Source organism: Pseudoxanthomonas wuyuanensis (genome assembly GCF_900215535.1).
Taxonomy (GTDB): Bacteria; Pseudomonadota; Gammaproteobacteria; order Xanthomonadales; family Xanthomonadaceae; genus Pseudoxanthomonas_A; species Pseudoxanthomonas_A wuyuanensis.
Map to the genome: position 1 here is coordinate 315218 of NZ_OCND01000002.1, position 23379 is coordinate 338596.

Consider the following 23379-nt stretch of genomic DNA (forward strand, 5'->3'; position numbering starts at 1 on the left):
CGTAACACGGTGTGCCCGCCATGAAGGCCGACATCCATCCCGAATACCGCGCCGTCGTGTTTCACGATGTGACCTCCGACTTCAAGATCCTGACCCGCTCGACCCTGGGCAGCAAGGAAACCGTGAAGTGGGAAGACGGCAACGAGTACCCGCTGATCAAGATCGAAATCTCCTCGGCTTCGCACCCGTTCTACACGGGCAAGCACAAGGTCATCGACAGCGGCGGCCGTATCGACAAGTTCCAGAAGCGCTACGCGCGCTGATACGCATTTTCCTCTGCCTTGCGCAGAGCTACGGCCGCGCCCTGGGCGCGGCCGTTTGCGTTTGCGGATCCGAGCGTCTGCGAGATTCCCGAGCCTGCCGGGCTCTTATGCTTTGGTCTGCTATGGCCTGCATTCGAGCGACGGCTCCAAGAGGCGTGTGCGATAATTGGGTTATCCATGGTTCATGCCGTGGACTCCCCTCACACGCCGCCCGCCCTGCGGGCCGGCGCTTCCCATGTAAGGAGCGCACACTGTGTCCGAACTTGACCAGGTCACGCTGACCGCAGGCGACAAATCGGTTGATCTGCCGATCCTGAAACCCACGCTTGGCAACGACTGCGTTGATATTTCCAGGCTGACCAGGGAAACCGGTCTTTTCACCTACGATTCCGGCTTTACCGCCACCGCCAGCTGCAAGTCGGCCATCACCTACATCGATGGCGACAACGGCGTGCTGCTCTATCGCGGCTACCCGATCGAGCAACTGGCCCAGCAGTCCAGCTTCCTGGAAGTCGCGTACCTGCTGATGAACGGCGAACTGCCGACCAAGGCCGAATTCGACGCATTCGATCACGAAGTCACGCATCACACGATGATGCACGAGTCGCTGAAGAACTTCCTGGGCGGCTTCCACTACGATGCGCACCCGATGGCGATGTTGGCCGGCACCGTCGCCTCGTTGTCGGCGTTCTATCACGACACGCTGGATCTCAACGATCCCGAACAGCGCCGCCTGGCCGCCATCCGCCTGCTGGCCAAGATGCCGACCCTGGCCGCCGCCGCCTACCGCTATTCCATCGGCTGGCCGATCCGCTACCCGCGCAACAATCTGGCCTATGTCGAGCGCTTCCTGCACATGATGTTCGAGGTGCCGAGCGAACCGCTGGAGATGAACCCTGTGGTCGCCAAGGCGCTGGACCTGCTGTTCATCCTGCATGCCGATCACGAACAGAACGCATCGACCTCAACCGTGCGTCTGGTCGGTTCCACCGGCGCCAATCCGTATGCGTCGGTCGCTGCCGGCATCACCGCGCTGTGGGGGCCAGCCCATGGCGGCGCCAACGAGGCCGTGCTGAAGATGCTCGAAGAGATCGGCGATGCCAAGAACGTCGCATCGGCCGTGGCCAAGGCCAAGGACAAGGAGTCGGGCTTCCGCCTGATGGGCTTCGGCCACCGCGTCTACAAGAACTTCGACCCGCGCGCCAAGATCATCCGCGAGATGACCCACAAGGTGCTGGGTGAACTTGGCGTGGACGATCCGCTGCTGGAAGTGGCGATGCGGCTGGAAGAAGCCGCGTTGAAGGACGACTACTTCGTGCAGCGCAGGTTGTACCCCAACGTGGATTTCTACAGCGGCATCATCTACAAGGCGCTGAAGATTCCGACCGAGATGTTCACCGTCATGTTCGCCATAGGCCGTACCGCCGGCTGGGTCGCGCACTGGCTGGAACAACAGGTCGACCCGGAAGCCAAGATCGGCCGTCCGCGCCAGATCTACACCGGCTACGATGTGCGCGACTACAAGGGCATCGACCAGCGCTGAGCCGTTGCGTCGCCGCAGGGAACCAGGCGCCCCGCATTGCGGGGCGTTTCCTTTTTTCTGCTCCCGTTCCTGGGTTCGGCCGCCTCCGTCCTGCCGGTTGCGGCCTTTTGCGCGCGTGGCGGCTTGCCGCTTCGACGAGCGTTTCCTTCCCTGCGCCAACGCGCCCCGGACATCCCCGCGCCGGCAGAAGAAGGCTTACGGAACCCTACACGCTTCGCTGGAAATAGAATCCGTAATAGCGATCGATCGTGTAGTCGGGATGGAAGGGGATTCGCAGCGCGCGTTCGGGCAGTTCCCAGCGGTCGCGTATCCGGTAGCCGAGATCGGCCATCCGTTCGGTCATTTCCGGTATGCCGATGACGCGGTACGGACAGATGGCGATACCCAGATTCTGCAAGGTGAAGAACCCTGCCTGCGGATGCATCGGCGTCAGATTGAAAATCACATGGGCAGGCGGGTTTCCCAGCTTCGCCAACAGCTCCGGCAGCGTGTAGTCCAGGTACTGCAGCGCACCGCTGCTGATGAGCAGGTCGGTGCCGTCGGCATCAAGCGCGTCGCTGTCGAAACGCAGGCGTTTGCCGGCGTCGTGGGCCGATGCCCACTGTCGTCCGCTGGCCATCACCTTGGGCACGTCGTGCACGCACCAGTCCAGATCCTCGGGAAACCGCAGGTACCTGCCGAACCCGTAATAGGCCTGTCCGATATGCCCGCCGAGATCGAACACCCGGCGTACCCCGGCAGCCAGCATGCGGTCCAGCCAGAACATCGCAGCGTAGTCGCAGATCCGCACCTGCTGGAGCTGGGAGCGATACAGCCGTCCGGCAGCGTCCACATCGTAGTGCGAGGGCAGTTGCGGGGAGGCGAATCCCGCCGCCTGTGCCAGCGCCTGCGCATAGCTGGGGAATATGCCGTAGTACAGGTTCCCGTGCGGGTACGGGCGCCGGAAGTAGCGTCGATACAGGGGACGCGCGATTTGCCGGAGCACGGGGAACTCCATCGCTTCACGGGCGATGCGGACCAAGCGCTGGCCGTATCCGCTGGAACCGTCCACATGCCCCCCCGGGGTGGTTGACACCCAGGAACCTGCAGCCATTGAACCGGAAAAGGCGGCGACGACCGGACAGCGGCCGCGGGTTGGGTTCAGCCGGCCTCGTAGCCGGCGATTTCCTCGTCGGCCAGGGATTGCCGCAGTTGCGCCGCCGACGCGCGGTTGAGCGGCTTCTCGTCGATGTTCGACAGCGGCGCCTGGCGCAATGCGTTATGCGGCAGGACGGTCAGGTCGAAGCTCAGGTTCTCCGCGCTGAACACCCATACCGGCAGGTCGGCGACGCGTTCGCGGTCCATGCGCAGCCGGCGGGTCGATGACTCGGCCGGGATGCGGTGTTCTTCCAGGAAGCGCGCCACCGCCTCGGGGTCGTCGCTGTGCAGGTGCAGATGCACCGGCGAGCGGGCGTCGGCGGTGCCGTCCAGCACCGGGCCGACCAGCCGCGGCGAAAACGCTTCGAAGAAGGCCAGCGCCCGCAGGGCGGCTTCGCGGCGCGTGCGCAGGCCTGCGGTATGCGCCTGGCCGTGGAACAGTCGCTGGTATTCGCGCAGGGCCTGTTCGATTTCGCGGTTGCGCGGCAGCGAGGCGTCGTCGTGGATGCCCAGCCGGCTGGCCGCCTTGAGCTTGGCCTGGTGGAAGTCGCGGATGCCGCCTTCGGCCATCAGCCGGGCGGCCTCATGGGCCAGCCGCTGGCGGCGTTCGCGGGTGCGGGTTTCGGAATGCTGGCGGGCGTGGTGCATGGGGAGCCTCCGCGTCGAAACCTGGCCCGAATGTACACGAAGTTTCATGAACCGGTGGCCGCGGCACCGCGCCGCCACCGGTCGGACCGACGTTGAGCCGGTCCTCAGAAGATGTCGAACGCCGATTCGTCCGGCACCGCGTCTTCCAGGCCGAAATCGTATTGCTGGATGCGATCCAGGTCTTCCGCCTTGACCCATTCGGTCACGCCGTTGGTATTGACCTGGACCATGCCCGCGGGCGGCTCGTTCAGCGCCACCGGCTTGTCCTTCAGCGCCGCACGCATGTAGTCGATCCAGATCGGCAACGCCGCCTTGCCGCCGTATTCGCGGTAGCCCAGCGAACGGAAATCGTCGCGCCCGACCCAGACCACGGTGGCGTAGGTGCCGCCGAATCCGGCGAACCAGGCGTCGCGGTGCTCGTTGGTCGAACCGGTCTTGCCGCCCACGTCCTCGCGCCCCAGCACCCTGGCGGCGGTGCCGGTGCCGCGCTGCACCACATCGCGCATCATCGAAACCAGCTGGTAGGCGGTGCGCTCGTCGATCGCGCGCGGCGCGATCACCGCATCCGGGTCGGCCGGCTTCTGCGCCTGCGCCGGCTCGGACGTCTTCAGCGGCTCCGGTGCGGCCGACTGCGCGGGGCCGAAATTGAAGCCGTCGACGACATTGGCATTGCTGGACGCGGTAGCGCCGTTGTTGTGGCCGCAACTGCGGCAGGCTACCGCCGGATTCTCCTTGAAGATCACATTGCCTTCGCGATCCTTGACCTCGTCGATGAACCAGGGCGTGACCCGCGAACCGCCGTTGGCGAACACCGCATAGCCGCGTGCCATCGACATCGGCGTCAGCGAGGCCGTGCCCAGCGACATCGACAGATTGGGCGGCAGCTCGGCCTCATCGAAGCCGAACTGGCTGATGTACTGGCGCGCGAACGGCACGCCGATACCGTCGAGCAGGCGCACCGAGACCAGGTTGCGCGACTGCACCAGCGCCTCGCGCAGGCGCATCGGGCCGCGGAAGCCGCCGCCGTCGTTCTGCGGCCGCCACATATGGCCGCGGCGGTCGCGGAACACCACCGGCGCATCCAGCACGATCGAGGCCGGGTTGAAACCCTTCTCGAACGCCGCGGCATAGAGGAAAGGCTTGAAGCTGGAGCCTGGCTGGCGGCGCGCCTGGGTGGCGCGGTTGAACTTGTTGCCGGCAAAGCTGTAGCCGCCGATCATGGCCCGCAGCGCGCCGTTTTCGGCATCCAGCGACACCAGCGCGGCCTGGCCGCGCGGGATCTGGTCGATGACGAATTCGCCGACTTCCTTGCCGGCCGAGACGCGGGCCAGGTCGCCGCGCTTGAACAACTGCGCGGGGGTTTTGCCGGTCCACTTGCTGGCCGCCGCAGGCAGGGTCAGTTCGTCGCCGCTGGCGCGCACCACGGTGACGCTGCCGTCGCCGCCGGTCCTCGCGACGATGGTCGGAACCAGCCCGGCCTGGGCCGGAATCCCGCTCAGGTGCGAGGCAAGGGCTTTGGCATCGGCATCATCGGCCACGTCGAAGTGCCGTTCCACCCCGTTCCAGCCATGCCGGCGGTCGTACAGGCTCAGGCCGCTGCGCACGGCCTGGTCGGCGGCCAGTTGCAGCGGCCCATCGATGGTGGTGGTGACGTGGTAGCCCTTGGTCAGGATGTCGCCGCCGAAACGGGCGATCATCTCCTGGCGGACCATTTCCGCCACGTACGGCGCATACACTTCGACCGGCCGCTCATGCGGCTTGGCGTGCATCGGTTCGGCCTTGGCCTGTGCAGCCTCGGCAGCGCTGATATAGCGGTCCTCGAGCATGCGGTCGATGACGTACGCGCTGCGCTGGTGGTTGCGGACCGGGTTGCTGATGGGGTTGCCGCTGGAAGGGAACTTCAGCGCGCTGACCAGGGTGGCGGTCTCGGCGAGCGTCAGCTGATCCAGCGGCTTGCCGTAGTAGTACTCGGCCGCCGCCACCACGCCGTAGGAGCGGTTGCCGAAGAAGCTCTTGTTGAGATATAGCTCCAGGATCTCGTCCTTGCTGAGGTCCTTTTCGATCTGCATGGCCAGCATCATTTCGACCAGCTTGCGGGTATAGCTGTACTCCGAGCTGAGGTAGAACTGGCGGGCCACCTGCTGGGTGATGGTGCTGCCGCCGGCCACCCGGCCCCCGCGCTTGGTCAGGGTCTGCCAGACCGCGCGGGAAATGCCCTTGGGGTCCACGCCATGGTGGTGGTAGAAGTTCGCGTCCTCGGCGGCGATGAAGGCCTGCCGGACCCGTTCGGGGACGGTCTGGATGCTGACCGGGTAGCGCCGGGTCTCCCCGAACAGCCCAATCAGCTTGCCGTCGCTGGCGTAGACGTACAGGGGTTCCTGCAGCTCGACATTGCGCAGGGACTCTACATCGGGGACTTTGGACGCCACCACGTAGTAGAGCGCCCCCAGGCCGGCCAGGCCCAGCAGGGAAAAAGCGATAAACGTGATCAAGGTCCAGCGCAATAAGCGACGAAAACGGGGCATCCAGTGCTTTCCGATTGCAGAATTTGTTATGGCAGAGTATAGATTAGAGATGGGACCGCCCAAGGCGTTCCCGGGGGAAACAGGGGCTTGGGCGACAACCTTCGAGAAACGTGACAAGCAGCACAGCCACGAAAACGTCGGTTGCCAAGCGTAAAAACTTAGTTATTAATGTGGCGCACGCAAGTCCGTCCAGTGCCCGTCGGAAGGGGAAAGACCGTGGGGCTAATCCCAAAAAGCCAGTCGCCGCTCATCGGCGTCGACATCAGTTCGACCGCGGTCAAGCTGCTGCAGCTGTCGCGTGTCGGTAACCGCTATCGCGTGGACCACTACGCGGTGGAGCCGCTGCCGCCCAACGCGGTGGTGGAAAAGAACATCGTCGAGGTAGAGGCGGTAGGCGAGGCCATACGCCGCGCGGTGACCCGCGCCGGCAGCAAGGCCAAGCATGCCGCGGCTGCCGTCGCCGGTTCGGCGGTGATCACCAAGATCATCCCGATGCCGGCCGAACTGGACGAGGCCGACCTGGAAGCCCAGGTCGAGCTGGAGGCGGTCAACTACATTCCCTACCCGATCGAGGAAGTGAACCTGGATTTCGAGGTGCTGGGCCCGATGCCCAACAACCCCGAGATGCTGCAGGTGCTGCTGGCCGCCTCGCGCTCGGAGAATGTCGAGCTGCGCCAGTCGGCGCTGGAGCTCGGCGGGCTGACCGCCAAGGTGATGGACGTGGAGGCCTTCGCGGTCGAGAACGCCTTCGCGCTGATGGCCGACGACCTGCCGGTCCCGCAGGACGGTGTGGTCGCGCTGATCGATATCGGTGCCACCATGACCACGCTCAACGTGCTGCGCCGCGGGCGCAGCCTGTACAGCCGCGAACAGGTGTTCGGCGGCAAGCAGCTGACCGACGAGGTGATGCGCCGCTACGGGCTGACCTACGAGGAAGCCGGGTTGGCCAAGCGCCAGGGCGGGCTGCCGGAAAGCTATGAAATCGAAGTGCTGGAGCCGTTCAAGGAAGCCACCGTCCAGCAGATCAGCCGCCTGTTGCAGTTCTTCTACGCGGGCAGCGAGTTCAACCGGGTCGATCAGGTGGTGCTGGCGGGCGGTTGCGCCGCGCTGCCGGGGTTGCCCGAAATGGTGGAAGAGCAGCTGGGCGTGCCGACCATCGTCGCCAACCCGCTGGCCCAGATGACCCTTGGCCCCCGTGTCCAGGCGCATGCCCTGGCCCAGGATGCCCCGGCCCTGATGATCGCCACCGGCCTGGCTTTGAGGAGCTTTGACTGATGGCAAGAATCAACCTACTCCCGTGGCGCGCCGAGCGCCGCGAGCAGCGTCAGCGCGAGTTCTACGCCATGCTGGGCGCCGCGGCGATCATCGGTTTCCTGTTGTCCGGGCTGATCTGGTTCCACTATGACCAGCAGATCAGCGGCCAGAATGTGCGCAACCAGTTCCTGAAGGACGAGATCGCCAAGGTCGAGGTCCAGATCAAGGAAATCGAGGCGCTGGACAAGCAGAAGGACCGCCTGCTGGCACGCAAGAAAGTCATCGAACAACTGCAGGCAAACCGCTCGCAGATGGTCCATCTGTTCGATTCGCTGGTGCGCACCATCCCCGATGGCGTGGCGCTGTCCAACATCAAGCAGGAAGGCGAAATCCTGACCCTGGAAGGCCGCGCCCAGTCCAACGCGCGCGTCAGCGCCTACATGCGCAACCTGGAAGGTTCCGGCTGGATGACCCGTCCGGATCTGTCCATCATCGAGGCCAAGGCCGATGAGAAGGACGCCAAGAGCAATGCCCTGGTCAGCGACAGCCGCGCGCTGCCGTACATGTTCAACCTGAAGGTGCTGCTGGCCAATCCGAATGCGACGCCGGAAGGGGAGCAACCGCTGCTCGAGGCCGAAGGCGCCGCGCCCGCCGACCCGGCTACGGCGACGCCTGCGGTGGAGTCTGCTCCTGCTGCCGAGGCGCAGCCTGCGGCCGCACCACCTGCGACCACGGCACCCGCGCCAGCGGCTGAAGGAACGGCACCGGCATCGGCTGGCACTGCTCCGGCCGCCTCGGAGGGCGAATAATGAGCCAGAAAAAGACTTCGTTGAAGAATCTGGACTTCAACAACATCGGCGCGTGGCCGCAGAACGCCAAGATCGGTTTCTGCGTGATCATCAGTCTGTTCATCCTGATACTGGCCTATTTCCTGCTGATCAAGGGCAAGCGCGAGGAGCTGCAGGGCCTGGAGCGCCAGGAAAGCCAGCTGCGCGCCGATTTCGAGGACAAGCAGGGGCGGGCCTCCAACCTGGAACCGCTGAAGCAGCAACTGGCGCAAATGGAACAGGTGCTGCAGCAGATGCTGCGCCAGCTACCCAGCCGGACCGAAATGCCGGATTTGATCATCGACATCTCGCAGACCGCACTGTCCAGCGGCCTGGCCAACGAGCTGTTCCAGCCGGGTCCGGAATCGCCGAAGGAGTTCTACGCCGAGAAGCCCATCGCCTTGCGCATGGTTGGCAGCTACCACCAGTTCGGCGCCTTCGTCAGCGGTGTCGCCTCGCTGCCGCGCGTGGTCATCCTGACCATGCATGACATCTCGCTCAAGCCCAAGGACAGCAAGACCGGCATCACCAGCCGCGGTGCGCTGGAGCTGTCGGGCACGGTCAAGACCTACCGCTACCTGGACGAGGAAGAGACCGCGGAGCAGGAGAAAAAGGCTGCCGAAGCGGCGAAAGCGGGAGGTGGCGCATGAATCCGGGCAAGCATGAACTCGTCCGCGCAGGCGTGGCGCTGTGCGTGATTCTGATGCTGTCCGCATGCGGGCGCGGCATCACCAGCACGCCGGGCGATGCTCCCAACCTGCAGAAATGGGTTGCCGATGTACGCGCGCGTCCGGCGCCGCCGCTGGATCCGTTGCCGGTCATGCAGCAGTTCGAAACCTTCGAGTATGCGGCGCAGGGGATGCGCGATCCGTTCAGCAACGCCTGGAGCAACAGCGATGCAGGCGGATTGCGGCCGGATCCGAACCGCCGCAAGGAAACGCTGGAGCAGTACCCGCTGGACAGTCTGGACATGGTCGGCACGCTGGGGCGTGGGCCGGGCCTGATTGCGCTGGTGATGGCGCCGGACAAGGTGACCCACCGGGTCCGGCCGGGCGCCTACTTGGGGCAAAGCGACGGTCGCGTTACCGCCGTCCGGGAAGATGGCATAGAACTTGTGGAACTGGTGCCGGACGGCGCGGGTGGCTGGCTGGAACGTCCGGCGGCGATTGCGCTTGAAGATCAATGATTAGGGGATACACGATGACCGCTTCGAACGCCCAACGCCTGCGGCCTGCACGGCCTTTGGCCATGCTCCGGCTCTGCTCACTGGGATTGGCGATCGGCCTGCTGGCTGCCGCCGGCACCGTCAGCGCCGCTTCGCCGACCGGCCCCGCGCAGGCTGCTGCGCCCAATGGACAGGCACAGGGCCAGTCCGCTGCGGTGTCGGTGTCCAACATCGACTTCCGCAGGGGTGAGGACGGTGCTGGACGTCTGATATTGCGCTTCAACGGCGAGGGCGCCAGCCCGGATCTGCGCAACCAGGGCGACAATGTCATTGTCGATGTCGGCAACGCCGAACTGCCGCTGTCGTTGCAGCGGCAGCTGAACGTGGTCGATTTCGCCACCCCGGTGCAGCGCGTCGATGCGCACAGCAAGGGCAACGGCACGCAGCTGGTGCTGAGCACCAACGGCGCATTCGAATCGCTGGCCTATCAGACCGGCAATGAGTATGTCGTCGAGATCGTGCCGCGTGCCGCGCAACAGGCGGTCGGTTCGGCCACCGCAAGCTCGACGATTGCCGCTGCTGCCGCCCAGGTCCAGGCCGCCGCCCGTCCCTACAGCGGCCGTCCGGTGACGTTCAACTTCCAGGACGTGCCGGTGCGCACCGTACTGCAGCTGATCGCCGAAGAGTCCAACCTCAACATCGTCGCGTCGGACACGGTGCAGGGCAATGTGACGCTGCGTCTGGTCAACGTGCCGTGGGATCAGGCGCTGGACATCGTGCTGCGCGCCAAGGGCCTGGACAAGCGCCGCGAGGGCGGTGTGGTCTGGGTGGCGCCGCAACCGGAGCTGGCCAAGTTCGAGCAGGACAAGGAAGACGCGCGCATCGCCATCGAGAACCGCGTCGATCTGATCACCGACTACATCCAGGTCAACTACCACAACGCTTCGGCCATCTTCAAGGCGCTTACCGAAGCCAAGGGTATCGGCAGCAGCGGCGGCGGCGGCAGTGGCGGCAGCGGTAGCAGCCAGGACGAGAATGGTTTCCTGTCTTCGCGCGGCCGCATCGTTGCCGACGAGCGCACCAATACGCTGATGATCAGCGATATCCCGAAGAAGGTCGCGCAGATGCGCGAGCTGATTGCGGTGATTGATCGTCCGGTGGATCAGGTGCTGATTGAGGGGCGCATCGTTATCGCCACCGATAGCTTTGCACGCGATCTTGGTGCTCGTTTTGGTGTATCGGGTCGTAGAATCGGTGATCGTACCCAGGTCATCGGCGGTGGTCTTGGGTCCAACCAGGAAATCATCGAGAACGGTGATTTTGATAGTAGAGGACTCAATGTCAGCCTGCCTGCGGGTGGTTTCACGTCAGGCGGTAATCCGGCCGGTGCAATCGCCTATACTTTGCTTGGCAACAATTTCAGTCTGGATCTTGAATTGTCGGCGCTCCAGGAAGAAGGCCGCGGCGAAGTGATCTCCAATCCGCGCCTGGTCACGACCAACCAGCGCGAGGCGGTGATCAAGCAGGGTCGCGAAGTCGGCTACCTGACCGTGACCGGCAGCGGCACCGGCATCGCAACGCCGACCGTGCAGTTCAAGGAAGCGCTGCTGGAACTGAAGGTCACCCCGACCATTACCAGCGACAACCGCGTATTCCTGTCGCTGAACGTCAAGAAGGATGAGGTCATCCGCTTTATCGATCTCGGCGACTTCGGCCAGGTGCCGGAGCTGGCCCGCCGCGAGATCAACACAGCGGTGTTGGTCGACGATGGACAGACTGTCGTGATCGGCGGCGTCTACGAGTTCACTGACCGCAGCAGCATTTCCAAGGTACCGTTCCTGGGCGATATCCCGTTCCTCGGCAACCTGTTCAAGAAGAAGGGCCGCAGCAAGGAAAAAGCCGAGTTGCTGATCTTCGTTACGCCGAAGGTGCTGCGGGTAGCGAAGGGTTAATCGCGGTCCGTGAGTGGGAGCGGCACCTCTGGTCAACACACAAGCTGTTTAATCAAGGAGCGAATAATGAAAAGTCAGGTCTCTTTCTATTCATCCCTCGTACTAATTGCGGGATTCTTTTTCGCAAATACTGCTAGTGCTGCAACTCAAACGATTAGTGCCAGGGCGTGGAATGGTAATTCGACTTCAGGGAATGCGACTGTAGCGTCATCTGCTAAGGTTACCTGCACACAGGCATCGGGAGGCACCAACACGAGATGCTTTATCCAATCCCCAGGATGGAGCGGACTTATAATGGCTGGGCAATCGATAGGCACTAGCGGTGCCGGTAACGTGTCTCTTTCTTGCACCGGGTCATACCCTGTGGGAGGGTCTCTGTCTTGTTCTGCGCGGATTGATGACACAGCATGTTCACCAGAACAAACTATTACTGCCTCTTCAAGGGCAGGCAGCTCCAACCAGGACTTCGCGGCAATCAAATCACCCGCGGTCGTCGAATGTACACAGGCATCGGGAGGGGGTTCCACTTCGAGATGCTATATCCAGTCTCCTGGATTTAACGGTTCTTTATCGCAGGGGCAATCGATAGTCACTAGCGGTGCAGGTACTGTGTCTCTTCTTTGCAACGGGTCATACCCTGTTGGGGGAGGGCTGTCTTGTCGTGCGCAAATCGGTCAGGTTTGCCCTTGACAAAGCGCTGACTTTTGTTTTTCTTGAGTAGCTTGATGGGCCGCATTGCGGCCCATCTTCGTCATTCCACTGGCCTGCCAGGCGCTTGTATCGGCTGAACTGCAGATTGGCCTGTCGGCAGCGCGATGAACCAAATCGGCTTACATCGGTCAGAATCGGCCTATGAACGCCAATCCAGACGATTCCACGATGGACGGCCCGACCGCGGCCGCGTCTCCAGCAACCCAATCCTCGCAGGCGGATACGCGCCTGCATTCGGCCTTCCAGCGCCTGCGCGATGGCCTTTGCGAGACCATCGTCGGACAGGCCGAGCTGGTCGAGCGGCTGCTGATCGCGCTACTGGCCGATGGCCACCTGCTGGTCGAAGGCGCGCCGGGGCTGGCCAAGACCACGGCAATTCGCGCGCTGGCCTCGCGACTGCAGGCGGATTTTGCCCGCGTGCAGTTCACCCCGGACCTGCTGCCGGCGGACCTGACCGGCACCGAGGTCTGGCGGCCGCAGGAAGGGCGGTTCGAGTTCCAGCCCGGCCCGATCTTCCACCCCATCCTGCTGGCCGACGAAATCAACCGCGCTCCGGCCAAGGTGCAATCGGCGCTACTGGAGGCCATGGGCGAGCGTCAGGTCACGGTCGGCCGGCATACCTATCCATTGCCGCAGCTGTTCCTGGTGATGGCCACGCAGAATCCTATCGAGCAGGAAGGCACCTTCCCACTGCCGGAAGCGCAGCTGGATCGCTTCCTGATGCATGTGCGCATCGGTTATCCGGAAGCCGATGCCGAAGCGGAAATCCTGCGACTGGCGCGCGAACGTGCGCGCGACGCCTTGCAACCGGCAGCGGCACTGCTGGAACGCATGCCGGTCGAGGACGTGTTCACCGCCCGCGCGGCGGTGCTGGATCTGCACGTTGCACCGCAACTGGAACGCTATCTGATCGAACTGGTGCTGGCATCGCGCGATGCCGGCCGCTACGACCCGCAACTGGCGCGGCGCATCGCCTGGGGCGCCAGCCCGCGCGGCTCGATTGCGCTGGAGCGCTGCGCGCGCGCGCGCGCCTGGCTGGCCGGGCGCGACTACGTCACCCCCGAGGATGTCCGCGCCATCGCGCCGGATGTGCTGCGCCATCGCGTGCTGCCCAGCTATGAGGCCACGGCCGAGGGCTGGGACGGCGACAAGCTGGTCGCCATGCTGCTCGATATCGTTCCGCTGCCTTGACGCCGGGATTCGGGACTCGGGATTCGGGAATGGGCCGCCGCCAGCCGCAGCTTCCCAGCATGCTCAGCCAGCCTGGCTGGCGGCAGCCTCTTCGGTAGGTTGATGCACGATGGCAGTATCGTCCTCCTCCACCTTCACCGCTGCGCTACCGCCGGTTGCCGCCGGCGACGGCATCCAGCCCACCCTGGCCGAACTGGTGGCCTTGCGTGCGGTTGCGCAGCGCCGCCCGCCGGCGCGCAAGGGCCGCCACAACATGGCCGGCCCTGCACAGTCCAGCCTGCGCGGTCGCGGCATGGAATACGCCGAGTCGCGCGAGTATGTGGCCGGCGACGACGTGCGCCACATCGACTGGCGGCTGACCGCGCGCAGCGGCCGCACCCATACCAAGCTGTTCCAGGCCGAACGGGAACGGTTGACGCTGGTGGTCGCCGATACCGCGCCGACGCTGTACTTCGGCACCCGTGTCCGATTCAAGTCGGTGCAGGCCGCGCGCGCCGGCGCGGTAGCGGTGTGGGCGGCGGTCCGCGATGGCGACCGGGTGGCGATTCTGCGCGGCAGTGCGCAGGAGCCGCCGGTGCCTCCGGCTTCCGGTCCGCGCGGCGCACTGCGCGTGCTCGATGCGCTGGTGCGCTGGTATGCGCGGCCGCCGCTGGACGACACCGGCTTGCAGGTGGCGCTGGATCATGCCGGCCGGCTGCTGCGGCCTGGGTCGCGGCTGGTGGTGCTGGCAGACCCGCGCAGCATCGCGCGGATTCCGCCGACGCGCTGGCCGGCGCTGGCGGCGCACCATGAAGTCGTGGTGCTGCTGCTGACCGACCCGCTGGAGCGCGAGCCGCCGCAGGCATTGCTGCCGTTCGCACTGGGCGACCGCCGGGTCGAACTGGATCTTGCCCAGCCGGGCGCGCGGCTGGGCTGGCAGCGCGAATTCCTGCAACCGCTCGAAGCCGCCCTGGAGGCATTGCCGCGGCGTGGCGTGCGCGTCTATTCGCTGCAGACCGATGCCGCCAGCGAATCCTGGCTGCCGTTGTTGGGCGGTGCGCAGCCGCAGGTGGCCTGATGTTCGTCACGACCCTGGTGCTGCGCGATGTCCAGGTTCCGGCGGCGCCTTCGCCATGGCCGCCGGCGCCGGGATGGTGGCTGCTGTTTGCCGCTGCGCTGGCGGTGCTGGTGGCGCTTGGCGGCTGGTGGTGGTTGCGTCGCCGCCGTCGCCGGCGCTGGCAGCGGCTGTTCGAGGAAGCGTGCGCTCAGCCCGGGCCGGTGCAGCAGATCGCGGCGATTTCCGAATTGCTACGGCGCGCCGCGCGCCGTGTCGATCCGAAGGCGGACAGGTTGCAGGGCGAGGATTGGCTGCGTTTTCTCGATGGTCAAACCGGCGGATTCTCGGCCGGCGCCGGCCGCATCGTGCTGGAGGGCGGTTACTGGCGGCAGGTCGTCGATGAAGGGGCGCTTGAGCGCTTTCGCGCGCTGGCGCGTAGGCGCTTCCTGCAACTGATGGCGGGGCGCCGATGACGCTGCCGGCGTTCAATGAGATCTATCCCGCGTTTGCCGGCTTCGCCTGGCCGTGGGCATGGCTGATGTTTCCGTTGCCGTGGCTGGCGCGTTGGTTGCTGCCGGCGCGACGCAGTTCTTCCGATGCGCTCAGGGTGCCATACGGCAGACAACTGGAAGCGATAACCCGTTCCGGCGGTATGGGCAGGCGCGGCCGCACCGCGGCCTGGTTGTGGTTGTTGTGGTTTCTGCTGTGCGCGGCGATATCCCGGCCGCAGGAATGGGGCGAAGCCATAGCGCCACCGCAGCAGGGCCGCGATCTGATGCTGGCGGTGGACCTTTCCGGCAGCATGAGCGAAGCCGACATGGAGCTGGGTGGGGCGGTGGTCGACCGCCTGACCGCCGCCAAGGCGGTGCTGGCCGACTTCCTGGACCGGCGCCAGGGCGACCGGGTCGGCCTGCTGGTGTTCGGTCAGCGCGCGTATGCGTTGACGCCGCTGACGCTGGATCGCGATTCGGTGCGCGAACAACTGCGCGACAGCGTGGTCGGCCTGGCCGGTCGCGAAACCGCTCTGGGCGATGCCATCGGCCTGGCGGTAAAGCGTCTGCGCGATCAGCCGCAAGGCCAGCGCGTGCTGATCCTGCTGACCGACGGCGTCAACACCGCTGGTGCGCTGGAGCCGTTGAAAGCTGCCGAACTGGCCAAGGCAGAAGGCGTGCGCGTGCATACCATCGCCTTCGGCAGCGACGGCGGCATGATGTCGATCTTCGGTGTGCCGATGCCGTTGCCGGGCGGCGGTGGCGAAGAAATCGATGAAGCCACGTTGAAGAAGGTTGCCCAACAGACCGGCGGCCGTTCGTTCCGCGCACGCGATACCGCCGAGCTGGCCGGCATCTACGCGGAACTGGACCGGCTGGAACCGGTACTGCGCCCGGGCGAGGCGGTACGACCGCAGCTGGAACGCTATTCGTGGCCGCTGGCCCTGGCGCTGCTGGTGGGCTTGCTGGGCCTGGCCTGGCCGGGGCGGCAGCGATGATGGCCTGGTGGCAGTCATTGCATTTTCTCCGTCCGCACTGGCTGTGGGCGCTGTTGGCCTTGCCGCTGCTATGGGCGCTGTGGCGGGTGCGGCGGCGGCGCGAGAATGTCTGGCGCCAAGCCGTGGACCCGCACCTGCTGGCGCACCTGCTGGAACGGGCGCCGGGTTTGCGTTCGAATTTCCCATGGATCGGCTTGGCCTGGCTGCTGGCGGTCGCCGCGCTGGCGGGGCCGAGCTGGCGGCAGGCGCCGCAACCGCTGTGGCAGCCGCAGTCCCCGCTGGTGATTGCGCTGGATCTTTCCCAACGCATCACCGCGCCGGATCTGCCGCCATCGCGGTTGTTGCAGGCGCGCGCGAAAATCGACGCGCTGTTGCGCCAGCGCAACGGCGGCCAGGTGGCATTGGTCGCCTATGCGGGCGAGGCCTTCACGGTGGCGCCGCTGACCGACGATGTCGCCAATCTGGCGCTGTTCCTGGACGCGTTGTCGCCGGAAGTGATGCCGGTGGAGGGGCAGCGCGCGGACAAGGCCATCGCCTGGTCGGTGCGCCTGCTGCGGCAGGGGCAGTTCGAACGCGGCGACATCCTGCTGCTGACCGACCAGGCCGACGGCGATGCGCGAAAAGCCGCCGCCGCCGCTGCCGCGCAGGGATTCCGGGTTTCCGCGCTGGGTCTGGGGACCGCGGCCGGCGCGCCGTACCGAACCGGCGAGGGCGCCATTGCGCGGGCGAACCTGGATGCGGCCTCGCTACGCGCACTTGCCTCGGCGGGAGGCGGCCGTTACATGCCACTGTCCAGCGAGGACGGCGATCTGCGCGAGCTTGGCGTGCTGGAACCGCAACAGGCGCAGTCCGGCGCTGCGACGGAACAGACCGGCGGTGCCTGGCAGGATCAAGGCTACTGGCTGCTGCCGCCGCTGATGCTGCTGGCGCTGCTGGCATTCCGCCGCGGCGGCGCGTTGCCGGTGCTGCTGGCATGCGCGCTGCTGCCGCTGGCGCCTGCGGCCAGCGCCGCCGGGAACGACTGGTGGCAGCGTCCCGACCAGCAGGCGCATCAACGTCTGGAACAGGGCGCGCAAGCCTACCGCGAAGGCGATTTTGCAGCCGCCGAACAGGCATTTAATGGCATCGAAACCGCCGAGGGCTGGTACAACCTGGGCAACGCACTGGCCAGGCAGGGCCAGTACGACCAGGCCATTGCCGCCTACGACCGGGCCTTGCAGCAGCGGCCGGGCATGGAAGATGCCGTCGCCAATCGCGCCGCGGTCGATGCGGCGCGCAAGCGGCAACCGCCAGGAGGCGGATCTTCGAAGCCGCCACCGCAGCCGGGCCAAGACAAACCGCCGGGCGATGGCCAGTCGCCACCGCAACCCGGCCAGGACCAGAGGCAAACCGAACCCGCGCCGCCATCCCCGGCCGAACCGCAGCAACGTCCTTCCGAATCCGGACAGCGGTCGGACCAGGCACCGGCCAAACCGGCCGGCAGTCCGACCGAGTCCAAGCCGGAACCCGAGCCACCGGAGGATGCCCAGGCCCAGCAGGCCGCCGACGCCGCGCAACGCGAACGCATGCAGCAGGCCATGGCGCAGGCGGCCGGACAGACTGGCCAAGGCGATGCAAAAGCGGAACCGGCCAACGCCGCAGAAACGCCGCAGCAACGCGAGCAGCGCCAGGCGGTGGAAGCCTGGTTGCGGCGGGTGCCCGATGACCCGGGCGGGCTGTTGAAAACGAAGTTCCGGCTGGAATACGAGCGCCGGTTGAGGGAAGGGCAATGAAGCGCAACATCATCGTCACGCTCATGATTGTGGCGGCGTGCTGGCTGGGGCTGCCGTCCGCGCAGGCGGCAACCCGCGCATGGCTGGAACAGCCGCAGGTCGCGCTGGGCGAAGCGGTGACGCTGAACATCGAGACCGGACTGGCCTCGGCGGCACCGGACCTGACCCCGCTGATGGACGATTTCGAACTCAGCGATCAGTCCAGCAGCCGTTCGGTGCGGTTGGTCAACGGACAGATGACCAGCCGCACCTTGTATGCGATTACGCTGACGCCAAAACGCGCGGGCGAGCTGACGCTGCCGTCGTTGCGGGTTGGCAGCGAGCGCACCGCGCCATTGACGCTGCAGGTCACGGCGGCGCCGGGATCTCCCGCCAACGGCGGCGATGCGCGGGTGTTTCTGGAAACCGTCGTCGATGACGCCAAGCCGTACGTGCAACAGGCGGTCGGCGTGTCGGTGCGGCTGCACTATGCGGTGCCGCTGGCGTCGGGTCAGCTGGATCTGGATACGCCCGAAGGCGCCTTGCTGCAGAAAATCGGCGATGACATCACGTCCAGCCGCGAGATCAATGGCCGCCGCTACAACGTGGTGGAACGGCGCTTCCTGCTGGTGCCCGACCGCAGCGGTCCGATGACGTTGCCGGCGCCGCGTTTCGTCGGCCGTGGCGCCGGCGGCTGGATGGACGATTTTCTTGGCGGCAACAGTCGCGAAATGCGCGCCGCCGGCAGCGCGCGTACGCTCGAGGTGCGCCCGCAGCCGGCCAATGCGCCGCAACCGTGGCTGCCGTTGCGCGATCTGCGCATGCGTTACGTTGCTGCGCCGCAGACGCTGCGCGCCGGCGAGGCGGCGACGCTGACGGTGGAAGTGCTGGCGGTCGGCGCAATCCGTGCGCAGCTGCCGGAGTTGCCGTCGCCGTCGGTGCCCGGTGCGCAGGTGTTCGCCGAGCCGCCGCAGTACGACGAGAGCTTCGCCGGCGGGACCCCGCAGGTCAGGCTGACCCGGCGCTATTCGGTGGTGCCGAACCAGGCCGGGCCGTTGCTCATCCCGGGTCCGTCGCTGGGTTGGTGGGACGTGCGCGCCGGCAGCGCCCAGACCGCGTCGTTGCCCGACTTGAAGCTGACGGTGGCCGCCGGCAGCGGAAGTTTCGCCGCGCCGGCGGCCGCCTCGCCCGATGCCGCCGCAGCCGGTGCCAGCGGAACCGGCAATGCGTTGGTGCTGGGGCCCGAAGCGTCGCCGGCCGATGCCGGCCCCTGGCGGTGGCTGGCGGCAGGTTTTGCGCTGCTGTGGCTGGCGACCTTGGTCTGGGCGCTGCAGCGGCGGACAATCGTGCCCGCACGCCGCGCCGCCGTTGCCGGCGAGCACGCAGCGCCTGCTGCCGCCACCCACAGCCTGGCCGATCTGAAGCGCGCCTTGGACGGCGCCGATCTGGTCGAGGTAGGGCAGGTGCTATGCGGACTTGCGGCGCCGCCCGCCCGGGATCTGGATGCCTTGGCCGCGCGCCTGCAGCAGGCCTCGCAGCGCGATGCCATCGAGGACCTGCGCCGCGCCTGCTGGGCCGGCGGCGACGCCAGCGCCGCGCGCAGCGCCATCCGCGAGGCATTCCGCAAGGGGCCGGTATGGCGGACGGCGACCGCGCCGGAAACCTCGCCGCTGCCGCCGCTGTATCCGCAGCGGTAACCCCGGGCCGGCCCGGCGACCGTCCTGCGGTTTGCTAAGCTGCCGGCTTCCTTTCCCGGGTCGTGCGCATGTCCGAATCGATGGTTTCCGGTAAGAAGTCGATGCCCCTGCACTGGAAAATGGCCATCGGCTTTGGGGTCGGCACAGTGGCCGGGGTCATCGCAAACCTCTACTTCGCCGATGCGGGCTGGCTGGAAACGGTGACTACCTACGTCACCGACCCGATCGGGCAGTTGTTCCTGCGCCTGCTGTTCATGCTGGTGATTCCGCTGATCTTTTCGGCGCTGGTGCTGGGCGTGGTGGAAATCGGCAACCCGCAGTCGCTGGGCCGTATCGGGGTCAAGACGCTGCTTTGGATCATGTTGGTGACCACCCTTGCGGTGACCATCGGCCTGATTACCGTCAACCTGTTCCAGCCCGGGGTCGGCTTGCCGGAGGACGTGCGCGCCGCATTGATCGCGCAGGGCGTGGAGCGCGGCAGCGAGATTGCGCAGAAGGGCCGGGAGGCGCCCTCGGGCATCCAGTTGCTGCTCAACATCGTGCCGCGCAATCCGGTAGCCGCGGCCGCCAGTGGCGACCTGATCGCGGTGATGTTCTTTGCGCTGATGATCGGTATTGCCGCCACCGTCATCCGCAGCAAGGCGACCCGCAGCTTTGTCGATGTCTGCCAGGGCATGTACGAAATCTGCCTGACCCTGATCGGCTGGGTGATCCGGCTGGCCCCGTACGCGGTGGCCGCGCTGCTGTTCACCATCACCGCGCGGCTGGGCTTCGAGGTGCTGGTGCAACTGGCGCGCTTTGTCGGCACCGTGGTGACGGCGCTGGGCATCCATTTCTTCATCGTGCTGCCATTGCTGCTGTGGTTCCTGGGGCGGATGTCGCCGCTGCAGTTCTTCAAGCGCGCCGAGCCGGCCATCCTGACCGCATTCTCGACCTCTTCGTCCAGCGCCAGCCTGACCACCACGCTGAAGATCACCGAGGAAAGCCTGGGCGTGCCGCGTTCGGTGTCGCGCTTCGTGTGCACCTTGGGTGCCACCGCCAACATGAACGGCACCGCGCTGTTCGAGGGCGTGACGGTGTTGTTCCTGGCCCAGTTCTACGGCGTGGATCTGAGCATCGTCCAGCAGATCACGATTCTGGGCCTGTGCGTGATGGGCGGCATCGGCGCCGCCGGCGTGCCGGGCGGTTCGCTGCCGGTGATCGCGATGATCCTGGCGATGTTCGGGATTCCGCCGGAGGGTATCGGCCTGATCCTGGGCGTGGACCGCTTCCTGGACATGTGCCGGACCACCGTCAACGTCACCGGCGACATGGTCGGTGCGGTGGTGATTGCGCGAGGAGAAAGGGGCGTGTTGCCGACCCAGGCCCCTGCCGGCGCGGATTGACATTGACGCTGTCGCGGTCCGGCCGCCAGTCTGGTACCGGCAGCAAACCCCGTTTCCTGGCCAAGCGATTGAATCTTCTTGTTTTTTAGGTTTTTCCCCGATGTGAGGGGACGCACTACGGGATCGCTCGTGCGGGCTCCGGACGGCCGCCGTATCCTGGCGACCGGGAGCCGCTTTACCCTCGATCAGGCCGCTTCGCGGTCCGGCCCGGCGCAGCGCGCCGGGTTCGCGCGGACGCGCGGCGATGCCGCGCAAGCAGTCCGCCCTCACCCTGACCTGACTCGGGCGCGCGCCATCCGTGGCGCTCTGCGCGGTTCCCGGTCGCCAGGACGCGGCTCTGTCTGACGTCGGCCAACAGTGCTTCGGCGACGATCGACAGAAACAGCAACAACGAATTACCGATGCGGCGTCCCGACCGGAGCATGCGGACAGCAGGCCAGGGGTGAGCACAGGCGGCTTGCGCGGCACTGCCGCGCGCCTGTGCGAACCCCCGGCGCGCTGCGCCGGGCCGGACCGCAAAGCGGGCCTGCGGCGGCGAGTCAGCCATGGATGGCTGACCGAGCCGGGGAGCATGTTCCGGTCGGGACGACGCCTGCTTCCGAAGCCGTTATCCCCGGAACGGGAGAAGATCTTTTTCTAGCCAGGCTCGGAGAAGGCCATTTCAGTCGGGAGCAATGACTGTGGGACAATGGGCGGCCCGTATTCCCGCGGTCGCTTCCCAACAGCCCCACTCCATGACGACGCCTGCCTCCAATAAGCCTGGCCGCCGCCAGCTTGCCAATGCCATCCGTTTCCTCGCCGCCGATGCGGTCGAAGCCGCCAAGTCCGGCCATCCCGGCATGCCGATGGGCATGGCCGACATTGCCGAGGTGCTGTGGAACGACTACCTGAGCCATAGCCCGAACAACCCGCACTGGTTCAACCGCGACCGTTTCATCCTTTCCAACGGCCATGGTTCGATGCTGCAGTACGCGCTGCTGCACCTGAGCGGCTACGACCTGCCGCTGGAGGAACTGAAGAACTTCCGCCAGTTGCACAGCAAGACCGCCGGCCATCCGGAACGCCATGAAACCCCGGGCGTGGAGACCACCACCGGGCCGCTGGGGCAGGGCTTTGCCAACGCCGTGGGTTTCGCACTGGCCGAAAAACTGCTGGCGCAGCGCTACAACCGCCCCGAGTTCGCCATCGTCGATCACCGCACCTGGGTGTTCATGGGCGACGGCTGCCTGATGGAAGGCATTTCCCACGAAGCCGCCTCGCTGGCCGGCACTTGGGGCCTGGGCAAGCTGGTCGCGTTCTGGGACGACAACAAGATCTCCATCGACGGCAATACCGCTGGCTGGTTCACCGATGACACGCCGGCGCGTTTCGAGGCCTATGGCTGGCAGGTGGTGCGCAACGTCAACGGCCATGACCCGGTCGAAATCAAGACCGCCATCGAGACCGCGCTGAAGTCCGACGACAAGCCCACGCTGATCTGCTGCCGCACCACGATCGGTTTTGGCGCGCCCAACAAGGCCGGCAAGGAGTCCTCGCACGGCGCGCCGCTGGGCATGGATGAACTGGAAGCCACCCGCAAGGCGCTGGAATGGCCTTATGGGCCGTTCGAGATTCCGCAGGAAATCTACGACGGCTGGCGCGCCGGCAACAGCGGTCTGGTGCGCGAGGATCAGTGGAACACGCTGTTCGACAAATACGCCGCGCAGTATGCGCAGGAAGCGGCCGAACTCTCGCGCCGTTCGCACGGCGAACTGCCGGAAGGCTTCGCTGCCGCCGCCGATGCGTACATCGCCAAGCTGCAGGCCGACGGCCCGACCATCGCCTCGCGCAAGGCGTCGCAGATGGCCATCGAGACGTTCGCGCCGCTGCTGCCGGAGCTGATCGGCGGTTCGGCCGACCTGGCGCATTCCAACCTGACCCTGTGGAAGGCCAGCAAGTCGGTCGCAACCGACGACCCGGATGCCAACTACGTGTACTACGGCGTGCGCGAGTTCGCGATGACCGCGATCGGCAATGGCCTGGCGCTGCATGGCGGCTTCATTCCGTTCGATGCCACCTTCCTGGTGTTCAGCGACTATGCGCGCAACGCGGTGCGGATGAGCGCGCTGATTCCGGCGCACAACATCCACGTCTATACCCACGATTCCATCGGCCTGGGCGAGGACGGTCCCACCCACCAGCCGATCGAGCACCTGGCCTCGCTGCGCTACATCCCCAACAACGACGTGTGGCGTCCCTGCGATGCGGTGGAGTCGGCGGTGTGCTGGCGCGCCGCCATCGAGCGCAAGGACGGCCCCAGCTGCCTGGTGTTCTCGCGGCAGAACCTGGCGCATCAGCCGCGCAGCCAGGCGCAGGTGGCCGATATCGCCCGCGGCGGCTATGTGCTGGCCGGTGCCGACGGCACCCCGGACGTGATTCTGATCGCCACCGGTTCGGAAGTCGGCCTGGCGGTACAGGCCAAGGCGGTGCTGGATGCAGAAGGCGTCAAGACGCGGGTGGTGTCGATGCCGTCGACCGACGTGTTCGACCGGCAGGACGCGGCTTATCGCGAGTCGGTGCTGCCCAATGCGGTACGCAAGCGCGTGGCGGTGGAAGCCGGCATCACCGATTTCTGGCGCAAGTACGTGGGCCTGGACGGCGCGGTGATCGGCATGACCGGTTTCGGCGCTTCCGCGCCGGCCGATGCGCTGTACAAGCACTTCGGCATCACCGTCGACAAGGTGGTGGAAGCGGCGAAGGCGCTGGGCTGACCGGCGCCTGCAGGAGGGGCGTCAGCCCCGACCGCAGCCTTCAGAGGGTTCGGAA

Annotated in this window: 18 protein-coding genes; 15 read left to right on the forward strand and 3 right to left on the reverse strand. The window is 66.1% G+C overall.

Features of this window, described 5'->3' with window-relative positions:
• The first annotated feature begins 20 nt into the window (after positions 1-20).
• Both CRO39_RS06485 and CRO39_RS06490 read left to right on the forward strand, forming a co-directional pair.
• Positions 21-263, forward strand: a complete 243-nt coding sequence (locus tag CRO39_RS06485; RefSeq protein WP_097121059.1) for a type B 50S ribosomal protein L31 — start codon at positions 21-23, stop codon at positions 261-263.
• A 253-nt stretch (positions 264-516) separates the two neighbouring features.
• Positions 517-1806 (forward strand): citrate synthase, encoded by a 1290-nt coding sequence (locus CRO39_RS06490; protein WP_097121060.1) that lies wholly within the window; start codon positions 517-519, stop codon positions 1804-1806.
• Positions 1807-2011: 205 nt separating this feature from the next.
• Here the strand turns inward: CRO39_RS06490 and CRO39_RS06495 are convergent, their stop codons facing one another.
• From CRO39_RS06495 to CRO39_RS06505, 3 genes are all read right to left on the reverse strand, one after another.
• Entirely contained in the window at positions 2012-2791 is a 780-nt protein-coding gene (locus CRO39_RS06495; protein ID WP_162125632.1) for a methyltransferase, TIGR04325 family, read from the reverse strand.
• Between the two features lie 155 nt (positions 2792-2946).
• Positions 2947-3591 carry a hypothetical protein gene (locus CRO39_RS06500; protein ID WP_097121062.1) on the reverse strand — a complete coding sequence of 215 codons (645 nt, stop codon included), beginning with the start codon at positions 3589-3591 and terminating at the stop codon, positions 2947-2949.
• A 104-nt stretch (positions 3592-3695) separates the two neighbouring features.
• On the reverse strand, positions 3696-6116 hold the full coding sequence (locus tag CRO39_RS06505; protein ID WP_097121063.1) for a penicillin-binding protein 1A: 2421 nt from the start codon (positions 6114-6116) through the stop codon (positions 3696-3698).
• Between the two features lie 216 nt (positions 6117-6332).
• On the opposite strand from CRO39_RS06505, the gene CRO39_RS06510 reads away from it, so the two are divergent.
• From CRO39_RS06510 to tkt, 13 genes are all read left to right on the forward strand, one after another.
• The gene (locus tag CRO39_RS06510; RefSeq protein WP_097121064.1) at positions 6333-7391 is read left to right on the forward strand and encodes a pilus assembly protein PilM; all 1059 of its coding nucleotides are present in this window, start codon (positions 6333-6335) and stop codon (positions 7389-7391) included.
• On the forward strand, positions 7391-8179 hold the full coding sequence (locus CRO39_RS06515; protein WP_097121065.1) for a PilN domain-containing protein: 789 nt from the start codon (positions 7391-7393) through the stop codon (positions 8177-8179). The genes CRO39_RS06510 and CRO39_RS06515 overlap by 1 nt, the downstream gene beginning before the upstream one ends.
• Positions 8179-8847, forward strand: coding sequence for a type IV pilus inner membrane component PilO (locus tag CRO39_RS06520; RefSeq protein WP_097121066.1), 669 nt, complete (start codon positions 8179-8181; stop codon positions 8845-8847). The genes CRO39_RS06515 and CRO39_RS06520 overlap by 1 nt, the downstream gene beginning before the upstream one ends.
• Positions 8844-9383, forward strand: a complete 540-nt coding sequence (locus CRO39_RS06525; protein WP_097121067.1) for a pilus assembly protein PilP — start codon at positions 8844-8846, stop codon at positions 9381-9383. Before CRO39_RS06520 ends, CRO39_RS06525 begins: the two co-directional genes overlap by 4 nt.
• 14 nt (positions 9384-9397) lie before the next feature.
• On the forward strand, positions 9398-11314 hold the full coding sequence (locus tag CRO39_RS06530) for a type IV pilus secretin PilQ (protein ID WP_097121068.1): 1917 nt from the start codon (positions 9398-9400) through the stop codon (positions 11312-11314).
• An 852-nt stretch (positions 11315-12166) separates the two neighbouring features.
• The gene (locus CRO39_RS06535) at positions 12167-13216 is read left to right on the forward strand and encodes an AAA family ATPase (RefSeq protein ID WP_097121069.1); all 1050 of its coding nucleotides are present in this window, start codon (positions 12167-12169) and stop codon (positions 13214-13216) included.
• Positions 13217-13325: 109 nt separating this feature from the next.
• Positions 13326-14273, forward strand: a complete 948-nt coding sequence (locus CRO39_RS06540) for a DUF58 domain-containing protein (RefSeq protein WP_097121070.1) — start codon at positions 13326-13328, stop codon at positions 14271-14273.
• Complete coding sequence (locus CRO39_RS06545; protein WP_097121071.1) at positions 14273-14725, forward strand: DUF4381 family protein; 453 nt, start codon at positions 14273-14275, stop codon at positions 14723-14725. The genes CRO39_RS06540 and CRO39_RS06545 overlap by 1 nt, the downstream gene beginning before the upstream one ends.
• Positions 14722-15741, forward strand: coding sequence for a vWA domain-containing protein (locus tag CRO39_RS06550; RefSeq protein WP_097121072.1), 1020 nt, complete (start codon positions 14722-14724; stop codon positions 15739-15741). The genes CRO39_RS06545 and CRO39_RS06550 overlap by 4 nt, the downstream gene beginning before the upstream one ends.
• Positions 15738-17513 (forward strand): VWA domain-containing protein, encoded by a 1776-nt coding sequence (locus tag CRO39_RS06555; RefSeq protein ID WP_097121073.1) that lies wholly within the window; start codon positions 15738-15740, stop codon positions 17511-17513. Before CRO39_RS06550 ends, CRO39_RS06555 begins: the two co-directional genes overlap by 4 nt.
• The gene (locus CRO39_RS06560; RefSeq protein WP_238394486.1) at positions 17510-19189 is read left to right on the forward strand and encodes a BatD family protein; all 1680 of its coding nucleotides are present in this window, start codon (positions 17510-17512) and stop codon (positions 19187-19189) included. Before CRO39_RS06555 ends, CRO39_RS06560 begins: the two co-directional genes overlap by 4 nt.
• A 68-nt stretch (positions 19190-19257) precedes the next feature.
• Positions 19258-20574, forward strand: coding sequence for a dicarboxylate/amino acid:cation symporter (locus CRO39_RS06565; RefSeq protein WP_176520166.1), 1317 nt, complete (start codon positions 19258-19260; stop codon positions 20572-20574).
• A gap of 734 nt (positions 20575-21308) precedes the next feature.
• Entirely contained in the window at positions 21309-23324 is a 2016-nt protein-coding gene (gene tkt, locus CRO39_RS06570) for a transketolase (RefSeq protein ID WP_097121074.1), read from the forward strand.
• The last annotated feature ends 55 nt before the right edge of the window (positions 23325-23379 follow it).